The sequence below is a fragment of the Micromonospora sp. NPDC047644 genome (genome assembly GCF_040704315.1).
GTDB lineage: Bacteria > Actinomycetota > Actinomycetes > Mycobacteriales > Micromonosporaceae > Micromonospora.
The window spans coordinates 1-16,320 of the sequence record NZ_JBEYSY010000023.1 but is presented as its reverse complement, the minus strand read 5'-3'; the positions used below and the strand labels follow the sequence as shown (position 1 = coordinate 16,320).

Genomic DNA, 16,320 nt, shown 5'->3' with positions numbered 1-16,320 from the left:
CCAGCTGAGGAGTAGTCGATGAGCGTCGTCGAGCAGGCGAAGCGGGCGCGGGACGCCGCCGCCGACCTGGCCACCGCCACCCGTACCGTCAAGGACGCCGCGCTGGTGGCGATGGCCGACGCGCTCGTGGCGCGTACCCCGGAGATTCTGAGCGCGAACGAGACGGACCTGGCGGCGGGCCGCGAGGCCGGGCTGAGCGCGGCCGTGCTGGACCGGCTCGCGCTCGACGCGGGGCGGGTGGCCGGGATCGCCGACGCGCTGCGTGAGATGGCCGCGTTGCCCGACCCGGTCGGCGAGGTGGTCCGCGGGTCCACCCTGCCCAACGGCCTGGAGCTGCGCCAGATCCGGGTGCCGTTCGGGGTGGTCGGCATCATCTACGAGGCGCGGCCCAACGTGACGGTGGACGCCGCCGGGATCTGCCTCAAGTCCGGCAACGCGGCGCTGCTGCGAGGGTCGTCGTCGGCCGCGCACTCGAACGCCGCGCTGGTCGCGGTGCTGCGCGACGCGGTCGCCGGGGCCGGTCTGCCCGCCGACGCGGTGCAGTTGCTCGACGCCAGCTCCCGCGACTCGGTCAAGGAGCTGATGCGCGCCCGGGGTCTCGTCGACGTGCTCATTCCGCGCGGTGGCGCGTCGCTGATCCGCACCGTGGTCGAGGAGTCGACGGTGCCGGTGATCGAGACCGGGGTGGGCAACTGCCACGTCTACGTCGACGCCGCCGCCGACCTGGCGAAGGCCGTCGCGGTGACGCTGAACGCCAAGACGCAACGCCTGTCCACCTGCAACACCGCCGAGTCGCTGCTGGTGCACGCGGACATCGCCGACGCGTTCCTGCCGCCGGTGCTGGCCGCGTTCGCCGAGGCGGGGGTGACGGTGCACGGCTCACCCGAGGTGGCCGCCCACTCCGCCGCAGTGGTCCCGGCGACCGAGGAGGACTACGCCACCGAGTACCTGTCCGCCGACATCTCGGTGGCGGTGGTGGACTCGCTGGACGCCGCGGTGGCGCACATCCGCCGCTTCGGCACCGGCCACACCGAGGCGATCGTCACCGACTCGGCGAGCGCGGCCCGTGACTTCGTCGCGCGGGTGGACGCGGCGGCGGTGATGGTGAACGCTTCGACCCGGTTCACCGACGGCGGCGAGTTCGGCTTCGGCGCGGAGATCGGCATCTCCACCCAGAAGCTGCACGCCCGCGGCCCGATGGGCCTGCCCGAACTGACCAGCACCAAATACGTCGTCACCGGCAACGGACACCTGCGCTAACCCCCGCCCCGCCCGTCGCTCCTGCCCGTCGCTCCCGCCCGCCGCCCGCCGCCCGCCGCCCGCCGCCTGCCGCCCCCGCGATCTTGCACTTTCTGTCCCGGCGTAAGGGGCATTTATCCGCAAATCCGCGACAGAAACTGCAAGATCGGCGAGGTCGGGGGCGAGCGGCGGCGGCGGCGGCGACGGCGGGCGAGGGTGGGTCAGGTGGGGGGTGCGGGGCGGGCTGCTCGGATCGCGGCCAGCGTGGCGTGCACGTCGAACTGGTGGCCGTCGTCGCTCTCCCAGCCGCCGTCGCTGCGCTGGGTCTCGGTCAGCCGGCGCAGCGCCCGCACCATGATCCAGTCCTGTGGGTCGACGCCGGCGCGGCGCAACGTGGCCGCCAGCCACGCCACGTCCCCGGGGGACATCTTCGGCATCCGCTCGGCCAGCACCACCTGGATCCGGGCGGACTCCTGGAACATCTCCTGCCGGTGCAGCACCGCCGCGCTCAGCCAACCCGCCGCCAGGTACGACGGCCAGCCACCGTCCGGGCGCAGCCGCGCGGCGAGCGAGTGGGCCGCGGCCTGCACCACCCCGGCGTACGCACCACCGACCCGATGGTCGAGCGGACCCGACGCCCGGGCGTCCAGCCCGGCGACGGTGAGCCAGAAGCCGGCGTTGGCCGACACGAGGAATCCGGCCTCCGGATCGCCGGGACGGGCCCACTCCGGCGCGGAGTCGGCCAGCGACGCGTCCTCTTCCCAACCGCCGTCGGCCTGCTGTCGGGACGCCAGCCAGTCCAGCGCTCGGCGGGCGGCGGGACGGCCGAGCGCCCCCAGGTCGTCCAGCTCGACGAGCCGGAAGCAGGTGGCGTCGATCGAGGCGACCTCGCTGCCCCAGGTGGCCGGCCAACCGCCGTCCGGTGACTGGCCGACCTCGGCCGTCTCCAGCAACTCGGCGGGCACGGCGGTGCCGTTGCGGAGCCAGGAGAGGCGGGCACGTTCCACCGCATCCCCGTGCGCCACGACGAACCCGATCGCGGCTTCCAAGTCGACCACGGCGGAGACGCTACCTGCGCAGACGCGATGCCGCCTCAGAGAATCGGCCAGCCCGGAATGGCTGCGTCGCTCCGGCCGGACGGCCGCTCGGCGTCATCTGCGTCGATTTGCCTAAGGCGGTCGCGGGGCCGCCCCGGCGCGGCGGCGTGGCCGCGCCAGGGCCGCCCCGGCTCGATCGGTCAGTACGCGGGCAGCGACGGGTCGATCTGCTTGATCCAGGAGAGCACGCCGCCCTGCACGTGCACGGCGTCCTTGAAGCCGGCCGCCTTGAGCGCGGCGAGCGCCTCCGCCGAGCGCACGCCCGACTTGCAGTGCAGCACGATCTGCCGGTCCTGTGGCAGCTTCGCGAGGGCCTCACCGGAGATGATGTCGCCCTTGGGGATCAGGGTCGCGCCGGGGATCTGGACGATCTCGTACTCGGCCGGCTCGCGTACGTCGACGAGGAAGATGTCCTTGCCGGCGTCCTGCCACTCCTTCAGCTCAAGAGCGGTGATGGTCGAGTCGAGCGTCGCCTCCTGGGCCTCCTCGGAGACCGCGCCGCAGAAGTCCTCGTAGTCTTCCAGCAGGTCGGTGACCGTCGGGTTGTCGCCGCAGAGCGCGCAGTTCGGGTCCTTGCGGACCTTGATCTTGCGGTATTCCATCTCCAGGGCGTCGTAGACCATCAGGCGGCCGACCAGTGGCTCACCGATACCGGTGAGCAGCTTGATCGCCTCGTTCACCTGGATCGAACCGATCGACGCGCAGAGCACCCCGAGCACGCCGCCCTCGGCGCAGGAGGGAACCATGCCGGGCGGCGGCGGCTCCGGGTAGAGGCAGCGGTAGCAGGGGCCGTGCTCGGCCCAGAACACCGACGCCTGGCCGTCGAAGCGGTAGATCGACCCCCAGACGTACGGCTTACCCAGCAGCACCGCCGCGTCGTTGACCATGTAGCGGGTGGCGAAGTTGTCGGTGCCGTCGACGATCAGGTCGTACTGGGCGAAGATCTCGCGGACGTTCTCCCGGTCCAGCGCGGTGTTGTGGATCTCCACGTTCACCAGGGGGTTGATCTCGCGGATCGACGCGGCGGCGGACTCGGCCTTGGACCGGCCGATGTCGGACACGCCGTGGATGATCTGGCGCTGGAGGTTCGACTCGTCGACGGTGTCGAAGTCGATGATGCCGAGCGTGCCGACTCCGGCCGCGGCGAGGTACATCAGTGCGGGCGACCCGAGGCCACCGGCGCCGACACAGAGCACCCGGGCGTTCTTCAGCCGCTTCTGGCCGGTCACCCCGACGTCCGGAATGATCAGGTGGCGTGAGTAGCGGCGGATCTCGTCTACGGTCAGCTCGGCGGCGGGCTCGACGAGCGGGGGCAACGACACGGTGGACTCCCCGGGATCGGCGGTGTGAACCGCGCCATTGTTGCTCGCGGGAGCCCCCCTCGGCCATGAGGGACGACACGTGGTCCGGTATGCGGGAGCGGGAATAACCGACGACCCGGCGGATCAGGGGACGATGTCCCCCGCGTAGCGACGACCGTCGAGGTACGGCCAGGCGTTGGCGACGCAGCCTTGCAGCCCGTACGTCTGCTGCTGCATCACCGGGGCCGGCTCCCCCGGGCCCGGACACGCCTCGTGCTCCTCGCCGAACTCGTGGCCCACCTCGTGGTTGATGACGTAGGTCCGGTAGGTGTCCAGCGGAGCGCCGTAGTCGGGGACCGCCTCCATCCAGCGGGCCAGGTTGATGATGACCTGACCGGGCAGGCGACAGGAGGTGTAGCGCTCGGTGGTCAACCCACCCTCGGCGCACATGCGCTCGGACGTGACCGGGGTGGCCAGGTAGATGGTGAAGTCGGCGGTCTCGGCGTCAGCCACCCGTTGCACCCGCAGCTCGTCGGACGCGATCCAACTGCGCGGGTCGGCCAGCACCTCGTCCACTCGGGAGGCGAACACGTCGGCGTCCTGGCCGGCGTCGCGTTCCACGACGACCCGGTATCGGTGCAGCGGCCCGTCCGTGCCGTGCACCGGGGTCTCGCCGTCGGCTGCCGTGAAGCGTCCCGCTCCGACCGACGGATAGCCGGTGGGCGCCGGGTGCGCGGCCACCCCACCTCCGTGGCCCATTCCGCCCTGGGTGGTGGCCGGAGGCTCGACCGACGGTTCGCCGCCCCGGCTCACAGTCACCCCGATGGCGGCCGCGAGCACGAGCAGACCGAGCAGCATGCTGCGACGACGACGCCGGTGCATCCGGACGAGAGCGGGACGCGCGCCCCGCACCGCCGACCGGGGCTCGGCCGGCCGGGGCGGGCCGTAAGGGGACGACGGCGTCATAAAATCAAGCCTGCCAGATTATTCGGGCATTTCTCCGTTTTCGCCGCTATTGCCGCAAGACGCCTGATGGAGGGGTCACTGGTCGGCGTGTCGTTCTCAGAGGGCGGGGCCGGTGTATCGACGCCCGTTCAGGTACGGCCACGGATTGGCCCGGCAGCCGTTGAGGAAGAGCGTCTGCTGCATCATCACCGGTGCCGGCCGGCCCTTGCCGGGGCAGCGCTCGTGCCGATGCCCGAGCTGGTGACCCACCTCGTGATTGACCACGTACGTCCGGTAGACCGTCAACGGCACGCCGGCCGAGACGAAGTGCGGCACCGACAACCGCCACCGATCCAGGTTGATGATCACCTGGCCGGGCGCCCGACAGGACGTGTACGGACGGCCGTCGATCCGGATGTCGACCCCACCCTTCGCGCACATCCGACCCGCGGTCCGGGCGGTGGCCAGGTAGACGGTGAAGTCCCGAGGCGCAGCCCCCGGCACCTGCTGCAGCCGCAACCTGCCGTTGTCGACCCAACTGCCCGGCCCGGCCAGCGCCACCTCCACCGCCTCGGCGAACCCGGCGACGTCCTCGGCACTGCCCGACTCCACAGCGACCCGGTAACGCCGCAGCTCACCCGCCCGACCCAGCACCGGGCCGGAACGGGCGTCATAGCCGAACCCTCCCGTGCCCGCGCTCGGAACCGCGCCGGGCACCCGCAACACCGGCGTCGGACTCGGCGTGACCGCGCCGGAGGGCGAAGGTGCGGGCGGCAGCGGCCCGGCCACCAGCGGCGGCGGCGGTGCGCCGATCTCCTCGGCGGCCAACCGCTCAGCACCGGGATGCCCACCCGGCCCCTCGGCGATCACGGTCACCGCCGCGGCGACGGCCACCACCACCGCCACCAGCTGGGCGAACAGCGCGAGACGTCGCCGACGGCGAGCAGGATGGCGGGCTGAGCTGAGCATCCAGGTCAGCCTGCCAGATCAGACCGCCCCGCGGCGTCCCCCGTTTCGGTGAGCAGGCCGACCACCGCGCGAGCAACCAGCCGGGGAACCTCCAACTGCGCCACATGGCCGACGCCCTCAAGCATCATCAATCGGCTGTCCGGAATGAGTCGGGCGGTCTGCGGCCCGACCCGCACGTCGACCAGACGGTCCTGCAGACCACCCACCACAAGGGTCGGCGCGCGTACCGCCTCGGCGAGGCGCCACAGCGACCCCGGCCCCCGCAGGTACGCCCGCAGGAAGCTGGAGACCAGGCCACGGAACGTCCGGACATACGCGGCGGCGTAGTGCTCGGCCTCGTACCGCACCCGGATCTCCTCCAGCGCCTCCGCCCGGCGCTGATCGCAGATCCGGCTCAGGTCGGCGACGCACGCCTCCAGCACCTGCTGGGCCATCACCTCGGGAGCGAGCTGGGTGAGATGCCGGGCGACCAGCCGCTCACCTCGGGGAATGGCGAGCACCGGCAGCATCCGCCCCTGCAACGAGCGCCGGAAATCCAGGAACGGCAGCGCCGGGGAGATCAGGGTGAGGGTGCGGACCAGATCCGGCCGGAGCGCGGCGACCTGAACCGCGACCGCACCACCCAGCGAATTGCCGAACAGGTGCACCGGCCCTCGACCGGAATGCTCGATCCAGCGGACGACCAGATTCGCGAAGGCCGGAATCGTGTAGCTCGGGCCCGGCTCGCTACGGCCGAAGCCGGGCAGGTCGATGGCCTGACCGTCCAGCCGGTCGGCGAGCAGACCGGCCAGGTCGGTCCAGTTCTGCGACGACCCGCCCAACCCGTGCACGTACAGCGCCGGCTCCGCCCCGGCGGCGGTGGCCGGGGTGTCCCGGACGTAGGTGACCCGGCCGTCGAGGCGGACCTCCCGGCCCGGCCACGGCGGCGGAACGCGGTCGTCGGGGAGCAGGTGGTCCGGCCAGAGGGTGGCGCGTCTCATCGCTCCAGTCTGCCTCGAACCACTCAGGACAGCAGAGCCTCCAGCCGACGGTTGACCGCCGCCAGCGTCGCCCGGACCACCGCCTGACGCGGATCACCCGCGACCAGGGCCGACCCGGCGAGCTGCTCGACCCAGCCCTCACAGACCAGCAACGCCACAACGGTGGCCACCTCGCAGTTGCCGAAGGGCACCACCGCGGCGTGTTCGACGAAACAGCGCCCACGCTCGGCGTTCTCGGCACCGCGCAGCAGCTCGTCCACGGCAGCCGCCGCCGCCACCGCGCAGAGCCGCAACACGTAGCCGTCCACCGCCGGCCCGGTGGCGTACCCGGAGGCGCTTTCACCCCCGGCCAGCAGCCGGACCTCCACGTTCGCGTCCAGGCCGAAGGTGCTGACCTGCACGTGGTCGATCACCACCCGGGGCCCCGGCGTGCCGCCGGTCTCCAGCGGTCGCGACGGCGCCGACTCCGTCGTGGTCACCTGACCACCGGAGTACGACGTGCCCAGTGTCGCCGGGCTACCGGTCGCGGCGCCGGCCGGCGCTGGCGAGACCGACCCTGGTTCCTCCACCGTGGCACGCCCCCGGTGCGGAGCGTTCGACCGGCGGCGCCGCGCCGGGTCCGTGCCGGTCCGTGGCTCCGGCCCGGCCGGCGGGGACTCGACCCGACCGCTTGACGGGCGGGCGACCGTCGGCGACTCGGCCGACCGGACCTCGCCGGGATCGCGCAAAGCCGCGTTTCGCGTTTCCGGGGTACGCCGCTCGGCGGGCTCGGCCGCGCGACGGCGAACCGGTGGTGGTGGCGTGCTGGGCAGGCCGGGCACGTTCTGCGGGGCCGCGGCCAACCCCATCCGCTCCTGGAGCAGGCGGGCCACCTGCCGGCTCACCTCGGCCGGGTCGGCACCGTCGGCCAGGTCCAGTCGCAGACTGTGCGCCCCCGCCGGTGTGCGGCGCAGGGCCGCGTCGCGGACACCGGCCACCTCCCGGACGGCGTCCAGGATCGCGTTGACATCGAACCCCTCGGGGCGCTCGCGCAGTGGGGCTGGCTCGTCGTCCCGGCGCAGGTGAGTAGCGATGCGGGCGAGTTCCGGGGTTTCGGCGGGTGGCTCCACGGCTGGCGGCTCCGGCACGACAGGCACGTCCGGTTCCGCGGGGACGCGCTGCGGCAGCACCACAGCGCTCGCAGCCGACTGCGGGCCGTCGTCAGCCGGGGACCTCGGGTCGGGGGCCGATCGGCGCGCCGCGTAGGCGGAGGCGGACGTCGCTGCGGACTGATCGCGGGGGCCGGAACCCTTGGTGGCGGTGGGCGGGACCGCTGCCGTGGAGGACGGGGTGGCGTCAGTCGATGGCGAGCCGTTCACCGATGTGGGCGGCTCGACGGGTGACGGACCGGGCTCGGGCGTCGCCGGCCGGAGCCGGAACGGCCCGGTCGGTCGGGCGTCGGGCCGGGACCGGCCCGGCGTCTCGCCCCCATCGCCCCCACCGGCGCTGGCCGACCGGCTGGCCGGCCAGGACGGGCGCTCGACCGGGGTGGCCGGGAGCCGGCCCTCGGACCAGTCCGGCCGCTCGGCCCGGGAACTGCTCGCCGTCGGCGAACCGCCGGTCCAGGACGAGCGCTTCGCGACCGTCGACGGGCCCGCCGGAGCCGGTGGCGCGTCGGTCAGCGTGGGAGGTGGCCCGGCCGGAGCCGGAGGCGGTCCGGCGGGTGCCGGAGGTGCCGCCTCGGTCGGTGCGGGCGGTTCCGCCAATGCCGGGCTGGAGGCCCAGGAGGGTCGCGTCGGTGGGGAGCTGGCCGGTGCCGGATCGGCTCCGCCGGCCCAGGAGGGTCGCGTCGCCGCCGCGCCGGTGGCGGGCGGTTCGGAACCGCCGGCCCAGGACGGTCGTACCGGCGGCACACTGGTCGCCGCCTCGGACCCGCCCGCCCAGGACGGCCGCGCCGGCGGCAAGCTGGTCGGCGTCGGATCGGCTCCCCCGGCCCAGGAGGGCCGCGCGGGCGACGCGCTGGTGGGGTCGGAATCGGCCCCGCCGGCCCAGGACGGGCGGTCGGCCCGGGGCCCGCCGGTCGCCCCGGACCCGGCCCAGGACGGCCGGTCGGCGGGCGGACCACTGGTCGGCGTCGCGCCACCCGCCCACGACGGACGGTCGGCGGGCGGACCACTGGTCGGCGTCGCGCCACCCGCCCACGACGGACGGTCGGCGGGTGGTGCGCTGGTCGGTTCGGCGGGGCGTTCCGGGGTGGACGCTGATTCGACGCGGCCGAGTTCGTACGGACGGGGCACGTCGGCGCGCACCGGCTCGTACGGACGGGGCACGTCGGCGCGCACCGGCTCGTACGGCTGGTGGGGTTCGCCGACCCAGTCCGGCGTCGATGCGTCCCGTGCTGCCGGCTCGTCCCGTGCTGCCGGGCCAGCCGGCTCGTCGTCCTGGCGGGACCAGGGCGGGGCCCACCCGCCACCCCAGCTCGGGCGGTTCCAGCTCGGCCCCGACCAGTCGGGCTCGATGGCCGACGACTCGCCGGCCCGGTGCGTCTCGGCCGGACGGTGCGCGTCCCCGGCGCGATGCGCCTCGCTGGCGCGGGGCGTGTCTGCCGGCGGGGAACCCTCGGAAGCGCGACCGGGCTCGCCGTCGTCGGCGGAGGCGGCCGGGCCCGGGTTGCGTCCCGTGGTCGCGGCGGGCTCGGGTGCGAGCGGATCCCGCCAGTCGCGGGGGGCGGCCGGGCTCTCGTCGGCGGTCAGCCGCTCGCCGATCGGCGCGTGGAAGCCGGGTGGAACCTCGAAACCCGACGCCGCGGTGCCGACGGGTGGCACCTGGACGGCCGGCGGGGCCGAGGTGGGCAGGCCGGGCTCGGCCCAGCGGGCGCGGTGCGCCGCAGCCGGGTCGGCGCCGGCGTGTGGGGCGGGGCCCGGGTCGGGCTCGGCGGCACCCTGCTCCGTCGGCGGTGCGGGACGTTGGGCGGGCACCACGAGCCGGTCGCCGGCCGCCCCGGGGCGACCCTCGGCGGGCAGCCCGGGCGGCGCGCTCACCGGTGTGGGGCGCCCCGCGGGCGGTTCGAGCCCGGGGTGGTGCGCGCCGTTGACGTCGTCCGGCTGACGCGCGCCGTTGACGTGGTGGCCGTTGGCGCGGGCCGGCGACTCCGGGTCGCCCGACCGCCCGACCAGCGGGGATGGCAGATCACCGTGCCGTGGCGAGGAGGTTCGCCAGCCCGACGCGGGGTCGGGCTGCCAGCGCGGCGCCTCATCCCGGGCGTCCTCGTGGTCGGCGGCTCGGGGCCACCCACCCGCCTGAGGCGCCCACCCACTGACGGAACGGCTCGGGTCGTCGTGCTGACCCGCTCCGTCACCGTGCTCTCCCGGGGTGGCGGCTCCGGGTTGCCCTGTTTCACTCACCGCGCGCTCCTTGGTCGCCCCCGCTGAGGCTACCGTGTGCCGAGAGTGGCGATAAGTTACAGCGGCGGGCCATTTCCACGACCGAGGTCACGGGCCTCGCCCGGTCTGGGGGGAAAATGCCGGCTCGTACGGAGAACTCGGAGGATCCCATGACCGCTGCGGGGAACGGTGCACAGACCGCTGGCCGGCCCACCCGCCTGCCTCGCTCCGCGCGTCGTAAGCAGCTTCTCGCTGCGGCGCAGGAGGTGTTCGTCGCGCAGGGCTACCACGCCGCCGCGATGGACGACATCGCCGAGCGGGCCGGGGTCTCGAAGCCGGTGCTCTACCAACACTTTCCCGGAAAGATGGATCTCTACCTGGCGTTGCTCGACACGCACTGTGACGCCATCGTCGCTCAGGTGCAGGATGCGATGCGCGGCACCAGCGACAACAAGGAGCGGGTCAGCGCGTCGGTACGGGCGTACTTCGACTTCGTCGACCACGAGAGCGAGGCGTTCCGGCTCGTCTTCGAGTCGGATCTGCGCAACGACCCGGCCGTACGGCAGCGGGTGGAGCGGGTCGAGCAGGGCTGCATCGCGGCGATCACCGACACCATCATCTCCGACACCGGGGTGAGCCGGGCGCACGCCGAGCTGCTCGCCTCCGGGCTGGTCGGCGCGGCGGAGACGGCCGCACAGTTCTGGCTGGCCGGCGGCCGGCAGGTGCCGAAGGCCGAAGCCGAGGCGTTGGTGGCCGCACTGTCGTGGCGGGGCATCGCGAGCTTCCCGCTGCAAGGTGAGTCAGCCTGACCGCCGGGCCCGTGATCGGATAGCCTTCGCAGGGCGGTTCTCTCGCCCCAGTTGAGGAGGCACAGTGGAGGTCAAGATCGGCGTGCAGTACGCGCCACGCGAGCTGGTAGTGGACAGCGCGCAGTCGCCGGCCGAGATCGAGCAGATCGTGACCGACGCCTTCGCCGGCAACGGCGGCACGCTCTCCCTGACCGACGAGAAGGGCCGGCGGGTCATCGTTCCGGTCGAGAAGGTCGCCTACGTCGAGATCGCCGAGGCGTCGCCCCGGGCGGTCGGGTTCACCGTCCGCTGACCGGTCCGGCCATCGCGGCAGGTCGGCACTCGGCCCACCTGCCGCAGGCCGGCCCGGCCCGGCCGGGTGGTCAGTTGTTCAGCCCGGCGGCGGCCATGCGCGCGGTGTGCGCGGTGGTGAGCCTGCCGAAGAGCCCCGGCACGTCGACCCGGCCGTCGTGCGCGATCAGCGCGGTGAGGGTGGCCCGCTCGGCGGCGACGCGTCCGGCCTGGGACAACGCCTCACCGACCAGCCGCCGGGCCCACATGGAGAGCCGACCGGCCACCCGGGGGTCGTCGGCGACGGCCACCCGGATCTCCGCCGCGGCGAACTCCGCGTACCGGGAGTCGTGCAGGACCTCCAGCACCAGCGCCCGGTCCGGTTCCTCCAGCGCGTCGGCGATCTCGCGAACGAAGTCGTCGGTGATCGCGTCGCCCACGTACGCCTTCGTGACCACCTCCGCCCAGTCCCGCGGCTCCGTCGAGTCGTGGTACGCCTGCAACGGCTCGACATAGGGCGCCATCGCGTCCTCGGGCGGTACGCCCAACGCGGTGAGCCGGTCGGCGAGGCACCGGTAGTTGGCGATCTCGACCGCGGCCATCTCGTTCAGCGCGGCCCGGCGGCGCAGGTCGGGAGCGAGCCGCGCATCGCCCGCCATCCGCTCGAAGGCCAGCAGCTCACCGAAGGCGACCAGACCGAGCAGGTCGGCGTACGCGGAACCGGAGGCGGACACGAGCGGCAGGCTACCGCGTGGCCGTCCTCCGCGTCGCCCCCGCCGATCATGGACTTGTGGTGCCGGATTAGTGAAGATCTGAGCCTTTTGCTCACCACCACAACTCCATGATCGCCCCCGGGCGGCGGGCGGGGCGTGAGCGCAGGCAGGCGAACTGGCGGCGCGGGTAGGCGACAGGCGGGCCATGGGCGCGGACAGGCGTGGGCAGCAGGCGGCGTGGGCGGGCGCGGGGATGGGGGGCGGGGCTGGTGTGGCGTGGGTCACAATTACTTGCCCCGCGTGGCGAGTGGCCGACTGGGAATCGGGACGGGGGTATGCCTGTTCAGGTAACATGGAGCAGTTGCCGTGGGCGCCGATCTGATCGAAGCTCAGCCCGCGGCGCGCGTGCGGCCCGGTCCGGCTCGGCAATCTGCCGCCGACCGTGTGGCCCGCGTCATACCGAACGCGCCCTGAGGACATGACGGGCGCACCCACGAGAGGGCACCCCCACATCCAGATGAGCGACCTGACTCAAGATTTGCTGGACGGCCAGGAACTGGCCCCCACCGCCCCGGTTCGACCGGAGGCCCCCACGTTCGCCGCACTCGGCGCCCGCGCCGAGACCGTCGAGGCCCTGGCCTCGGCCGGCATCACCCGCGCCTTCGCCATCCAGGAGTACGCGATCCCGATCGCGCTGCGCGGCGTCGACCTGATCGGCCAGGCGCCCACCGGCACCGGCAAGACCCTCGGCTTCGGCGTACCGCTGCTCGACCGGGTCTTCGCCCCGGGCGAGGGCGGCGACGGTGTTCCCCAGGCGCTGGTCGTCGTCCCCACCCGCGAGCTGGGCATCCAGGTCGCCAAGGACCTGGCCGCCGCCGGCCGCACGCGCGGCGTCCGGGTGCTCCCGATCTACGGCGGCGTCGCGTACGAGCCGCAGATCGACGCGCTGCGCAAGGGCGTCGAGATCCTGGTCGGCACGCCCGGCCGACTGATGGACCTGCAGAAGCAGAAGCACCTCCGGCTCGACCGGGTGCACGCGCTCGTCCTCGACGAGGCCGACCGGATGCTCGATCTGGGCTTCCTCGACGACGTCGAGAAGATCCTGGCGATGCTTCCGGAAGACCGGCAGACGATGCTCTTCTCGGCCACCATGCCGGACCCGATCGTCACCCTGTCGCGGCGCTTCCTGCGCCAGCCGATGACGATCCACGCCGGGCACACCGCCGAGACCGGCCCGTCGCCGCAGACCCAGCAGTTGGTCTACCGCACCCACTCGATGAACAAGGTCGAGGTGGTGGCGCGCATCCTCCAGGCGGAGGGCCGTGGGCTGACCATGATCTTCACGCGTACCAAGCGGGCGGCCGACCGGGTCGCCGAGGATCTCGACTTCCGTGGGTTCGCGGTCGCCGCCGTGCATGGTGACCTCGGCCAGGGCGCCCGTGAGCGGGCGCTGCGGGCCTTCCGGGCCGGCAAGATCGACATCCTGGTCGCCACCGACGTGGCGGCCCGTGGGCTGGACGTCACCGGCGTCACCCACGTCATCAACTACGACTGCCCGGAAGACCAGGACACCTACACCCACCGGATCGGTCGTACCGGCCGGGCCGGCGCGACGGGTGTCGCGGTGACCTTCGTCGACTGGGACGACATGCCGCGCTGGCGGATCATCGACAAGACCCTCGGTCTGGAGATGCCGGAGCCGCCGGAGACGTACCACACGTCGCCGCACCTCTACACCGACCTGCACATCTCCACCGAGGTCAGCGGCACGCTGCCCACGGCAGAGCGCACCCGGGCCGGGCTGTCCGCCGAGATCGAAGAGGATCTGGGTGGGACGACCCGCTCCCGTCGGGGCGACAACGGTGGTCGGGGGTCCCGGCGCGGCGAGAGCCGTGGCGAGGGTCGCGGCGAGCGCCGTGGTCGGGGCGATGGCCGCCGCGACCGCTCCGACGCCGGCTCGCCGGCCGCCGCCGAAGCACCTGCGGCCGACGCCGCCGACGAAGGCACCCGTACCCCCCGCCGCCGACGCCGCCGTCGGGCTGGCGAGGTGGTCGCGGCCGAGACGACCGCGGTGATCTCCGCCGACGCCGGCCCGTCCGAGCCGGCCACCGCGTCCGACGGCGAGGCGTCCAAGCCGCGCCGCCGACGCCGCCGCCGTGGTGGCGGTTCCGGTGCGGGTACGCCGGCAGAGGCGACAGCGGACTGACCACCAGCCACACCTGACATCCCCCGCACCGCCTCGCGCGGTACGGGGGATGTTCCCTTCTCCCACCCCACCTGCCGAAGATGGAACGATGCCGCAACCACTGGACGCCGCCCTGACCGAGGTTCGGGCGCTGCTGCTCGACCCCGCGCTGACCCGGGCGGTCGCCGCCGGACGTCGACGGGGTCGCCGCCCCACAGTTGAGCGGGCCGAACTGCGGCCGGTACGGCTCAAGGCCGGGCCCCGGATGCAGATCACCACGTCCGACGGCGCTCGCCCCTACACCCGCAACCTCGCCTCCGGTCCGGAGGCCGCCGCGGCGATCGACGAACTGCTGGCCGAGCCGTTCGGCAACTGGCACGTCGAGACGGCCGACGCGACCCTGCAACTGCGGGTGACCAAGTCGGGTGAGGCGCAGGTGCACCGGGCCGCGACGTCCCGTCCGGCGGCGACGCCCACCGGGAACGACCGGGCGAAGGAATACCTGCTCGACCCCGGTGACCCGATCTTCGCCGAGATCGGCGGGTCGGCGGCCAAGCGCCGCCAGGTGGACGCGTTCCTGCGGGCCCTGGCCGCGACCCTGCCCGACGACCTGACCGGTCCGCTACGGGTGGTCGACCTGGGCTGCGGCAACGCCTACCTGACGTTCGCCGCGTACCGCTACCTGACCGGTCGGGGGCTCGACGTCCACCTGGTCGGCGTGGACGTCCGCGAGGACCAGCGGCGGCGCAACACCGAGTTGGCGCAACGGTTGGGTTGGGCGGACCAGGTCAGCTTCGTGGCCGGGACGATCGCCGACGCCGTCGTCGACCCCGCCCCCGACCTGGTGCTGGCGCTGCACGCCTGCGACACCGCCACGGACGAGGCGCTGGCCCGCGCTGTGCGCTGGGAGGCCCGCTGGGTGCTGGCCGCGCCGTGCTGCCACCACGATCTGGCGAAGCAGCTCCGCGCCCATCCCGCTCCGGCCCCGTACGAGATGCTGACCCGGCAGGGCATCCTGCGCGAGCGCTTCGCCGACGTGCTCACCGACGCGCTGCGCGCCGGGTTGCTGCGGGTGCACGGCTACCGGACCGAGGTGGTGGAGTTCGTGGACTCGCAGCACACCCCACGTAACCTGCTGATCCGCGCCCGTCGCACCGGTGCCGGGGCGACCGGGCCCCAGCGCGCGGAGTACCGCGCGCTGGTGGACCAGTGGCAGGTCACGCCCCGGCTGGAGACCCTGCTGGCCGCCGGAGAGGCACCCCGGGGCGACTAGGCACCTAGCGTCGGCGGTCCCGGCCACCGTTGCGCTCGCTGGCGGCACGGTCGAGGACCGACACCCGGTCGGCGGCGGGCCGCTGGCCGGCCCAGTCACCGTCGCCCGGGGTGGTCGGGAATGGCACGACCTTGCCCTCGGTCCCGGCGTTGCCGGCCGCCGCGAAGGCGTTCCACGATATGTCGACCAGCAGCTTCTTCACCTCGGCGTGCCGGATGGCGGCGTTGTGTTGCAACGCCATCCGGGCACCGAGCAGCACAGCGACCAGGGTGGTGGTGATGGCGCCGGTGGCAGCCAGCACCTGGAGACCGGTCGCGGAGTCGGTGCGGAGCACCAGGACCAGCAACCAGATCCAGAACGCGGCGGCGAAGACGCCGGCCTTGGCGACGAAGAAGAGGCTCACCGCACCGGGCTGGTACGGCTGGGGGCGGCTCGATTCGGCCATGGTGCTCCTCGGCGATGGTCCGGTCGCAGGCGGGAGGGGACGGACGCGATGTCGGGACGGGCACCGAGCTTAATCGAAGAACGATGAAGATCGCTCGATGCAATTTTCGTTCTGCACACACGCTTCCAGAGAAAAGTCTCGCCCACGGGACAGTTTGTGCGGTCAGTCAATTGTTTCCGGCTCCTCGCGTACTACCCTCGGAAGGCGCATCGTCCCGGTGCTCCGGCAGGGGGGAAGACACGCAGGGATGGGATCAGCCGACGTATCACCGCAGATGGCCTTCGCCCGCTTCGTCCGGCGCGCCATCGATGACGCTCGGGACGAACGAGGCTGGACCGTGACTGACCTTGCCTCACACACGGGCGTCGGCCGCTCCACCGTCTTCCGCTGGCTGGCCGGCGACTGGCAGGACTATCCCGAATTGGCCAAGGTGCGCGGCTTCTGCAGCGCGCTGGATCTGCCGGTCGCTGCCGCGTTCCGCGCGCTCGGGCTGCCCGACGCCGGTCCCGCGCCCCGCCGACGCCACGACGACGGCCCGGTCGAGGCCGACGTCCGGGCCATCCTGGACCGACTGGCCGACCCCACGGTCCCCGCCGAGGAGAAGCACCACATCCGCGACCTGCTCCGCTACCTGGCCCGCCGCCCCAACCGCCGAGCCAGCTAACCCCCCCCCCCCCCCTGGTCCGGCAATACCAGCGTCTGTTCGAGCTGGACGGTGTCGAGCTCGAGTTC

General features: G+C 73.3%; 13 protein-coding genes and 1 pseudogene. 6 read left to right on the top strand and 8 right to left on the bottom strand.

Going from position 1 to position 16,320, the window contains the following annotated elements:
* Nucleotides 1-18: 18 nt before the first annotated feature.
* Nucleotides 19-1,260 (top strand): glutamate-5-semialdehyde dehydrogenase, encoded by a 1,242-nt coding sequence (locus tag AB0877_RS29350; RefSeq protein WP_366612792.1) that lies wholly within the window; start codon nt 19-21, stop codon nt 1,258-1,260.
* Nucleotides 1,261-1,460: 200 nt separating this feature from the next.
* Here AB0877_RS29350 and AB0877_RS29345 read toward each other — a convergent pair whose 3' ends face one another.
* From AB0877_RS29345 to AB0877_RS29320, 6 genes and pseudogenes are all read right to left on the bottom strand, one after another.
* Nucleotides 1,461-2,348, bottom strand: a complete 888-nt coding sequence (locus AB0877_RS29345) for a prenyltransferase/squalene oxidase repeat-containing protein (RefSeq protein ID WP_366612822.1) — start codon at nt 2,346-2,348, stop codon at nt 1,461-1,463.
* A 128-nt stretch (nt 2,349-2,476) separates the two neighbouring features.
* A pseudogene (moeZ, locus tag AB0877_RS29340) lies at nt 2,477-3,725 on the bottom strand (adenylyltransferase/sulfurtransferase MoeZ).
* Nucleotides 3,726-3,781: 56 nt separating this feature from the next.
* Nucleotides 3,782-4,603, bottom strand: coding sequence for a DUF3152 domain-containing protein (locus AB0877_RS29335; RefSeq protein ID WP_366612791.1), 822 nt, complete (start codon nt 4,601-4,603; stop codon nt 3,782-3,784).
* 96 nt (nt 4,604-4,699) lie between these two features.
* The gene (locus AB0877_RS29330; protein WP_366612790.1) at nt 4,700-5,551 is read right to left on the bottom strand and encodes a DUF3152 domain-containing protein; all 852 of its coding nucleotides are present in this window, start codon (nt 5,549-5,551) and stop codon (nt 4,700-4,702) included.
* A gap of 5 nt (nt 5,552-5,556) precedes the next feature.
* The gene (locus tag AB0877_RS29325) at nt 5,557-6,531 is read right to left on the bottom strand and encodes an alpha/beta hydrolase (protein ID WP_357257449.1); all 975 of its coding nucleotides are present in this window, start codon (nt 6,529-6,531) and stop codon (nt 5,557-5,559) included.
* A gap of 23 nt (nt 6,532-6,554) precedes the next feature.
* Nucleotides 6,555-9,029, bottom strand: a complete 2,475-nt coding sequence (locus AB0877_RS29320) for a hypothetical protein (RefSeq protein ID WP_366612821.1) — start codon at nt 9,027-9,029, stop codon at nt 6,555-6,557.
* A 1,034-nt stretch (nt 9,030-10,063) separates the two neighbouring features.
* Between AB0877_RS29320 and AB0877_RS29315 the strand changes: the two genes are divergently transcribed.
* Together AB0877_RS29315 and AB0877_RS29310 are read left to right on the top strand one after the other, a co-directional pair.
* A complete protein-coding gene (locus AB0877_RS29315) occupies nt 10,064-10,702 on the top strand; it encodes a TetR/AcrR family transcriptional regulator (RefSeq protein ID WP_030489514.1) in 639 nt (212 codons plus the stop codon).
* A gap of 64 nt (nt 10,703-10,766) precedes the next feature.
* On the top strand, nt 10,767-10,994 hold the full coding sequence (locus tag AB0877_RS29310; protein WP_179781071.1) for a DUF3107 domain-containing protein: 228 nt from the start codon (nt 10,767-10,769) through the stop codon (nt 10,992-10,994).
* 70 nt (nt 10,995-11,064) lie between these two features.
* Here AB0877_RS29310 and AB0877_RS29305 read toward each other — a convergent pair whose 3' ends face one another.
* Nucleotides 11,065-11,706: a ferritin-like fold-containing protein gene (locus AB0877_RS29305; protein ID WP_366612789.1), complete on the bottom strand. Its 642-nt coding sequence runs from the start codon at nt 11,704-11,706 to the stop codon at nt 11,065-11,067.
* 496 nt (nt 11,707-12,202) lie between these two features.
* Here AB0877_RS29305 and AB0877_RS29300 point away from each other — a divergent pair, with 496 nt between their 5' ends.
* Together AB0877_RS29300 and AB0877_RS29295 are read left to right on the top strand one after the other, a co-directional pair.
* On the top strand, nt 12,203-13,891 hold the full coding sequence (locus AB0877_RS29300) for a DEAD/DEAH box helicase (protein ID WP_366612788.1): 1,689 nt from the start codon (nt 12,203-12,205) through the stop codon (nt 13,889-13,891).
* Nucleotides 13,892-13,979: 88 nt separating this feature from the next.
* Nucleotides 13,980-15,143 carry an SAM-dependent methyltransferase gene (locus tag AB0877_RS29295; protein WP_366612787.1) on the top strand — a complete coding sequence of 388 codons (1,164 nt, stop codon included), beginning with the start codon at nt 13,980-13,982 and terminating at the stop codon, nt 15,141-15,143.
* Nucleotides 15,144-15,147: 4 nt separating this feature from the next.
* Here the strand turns inward: AB0877_RS29295 and AB0877_RS29290 are convergent, their stop codons facing one another.
* Nucleotides 15,148-15,588 carry a hypothetical protein gene (locus AB0877_RS29290; RefSeq protein WP_366612786.1) on the bottom strand — a complete coding sequence of 147 codons (441 nt, stop codon included), beginning with the start codon at nt 15,586-15,588 and terminating at the stop codon, nt 15,148-15,150.
* 247 nt (nt 15,589-15,835) lie between these two features.
* On the opposite strand from AB0877_RS29290, the gene AB0877_RS29285 reads away from it, so the two are divergent.
* Entirely contained in the window at nt 15,836-16,252 is a 417-nt protein-coding gene (locus tag AB0877_RS29285) for a helix-turn-helix domain-containing protein (protein ID WP_366612785.1), read from the top strand.
* Nucleotides 16,253-16,320: the final 68 nt, after the last annotated feature.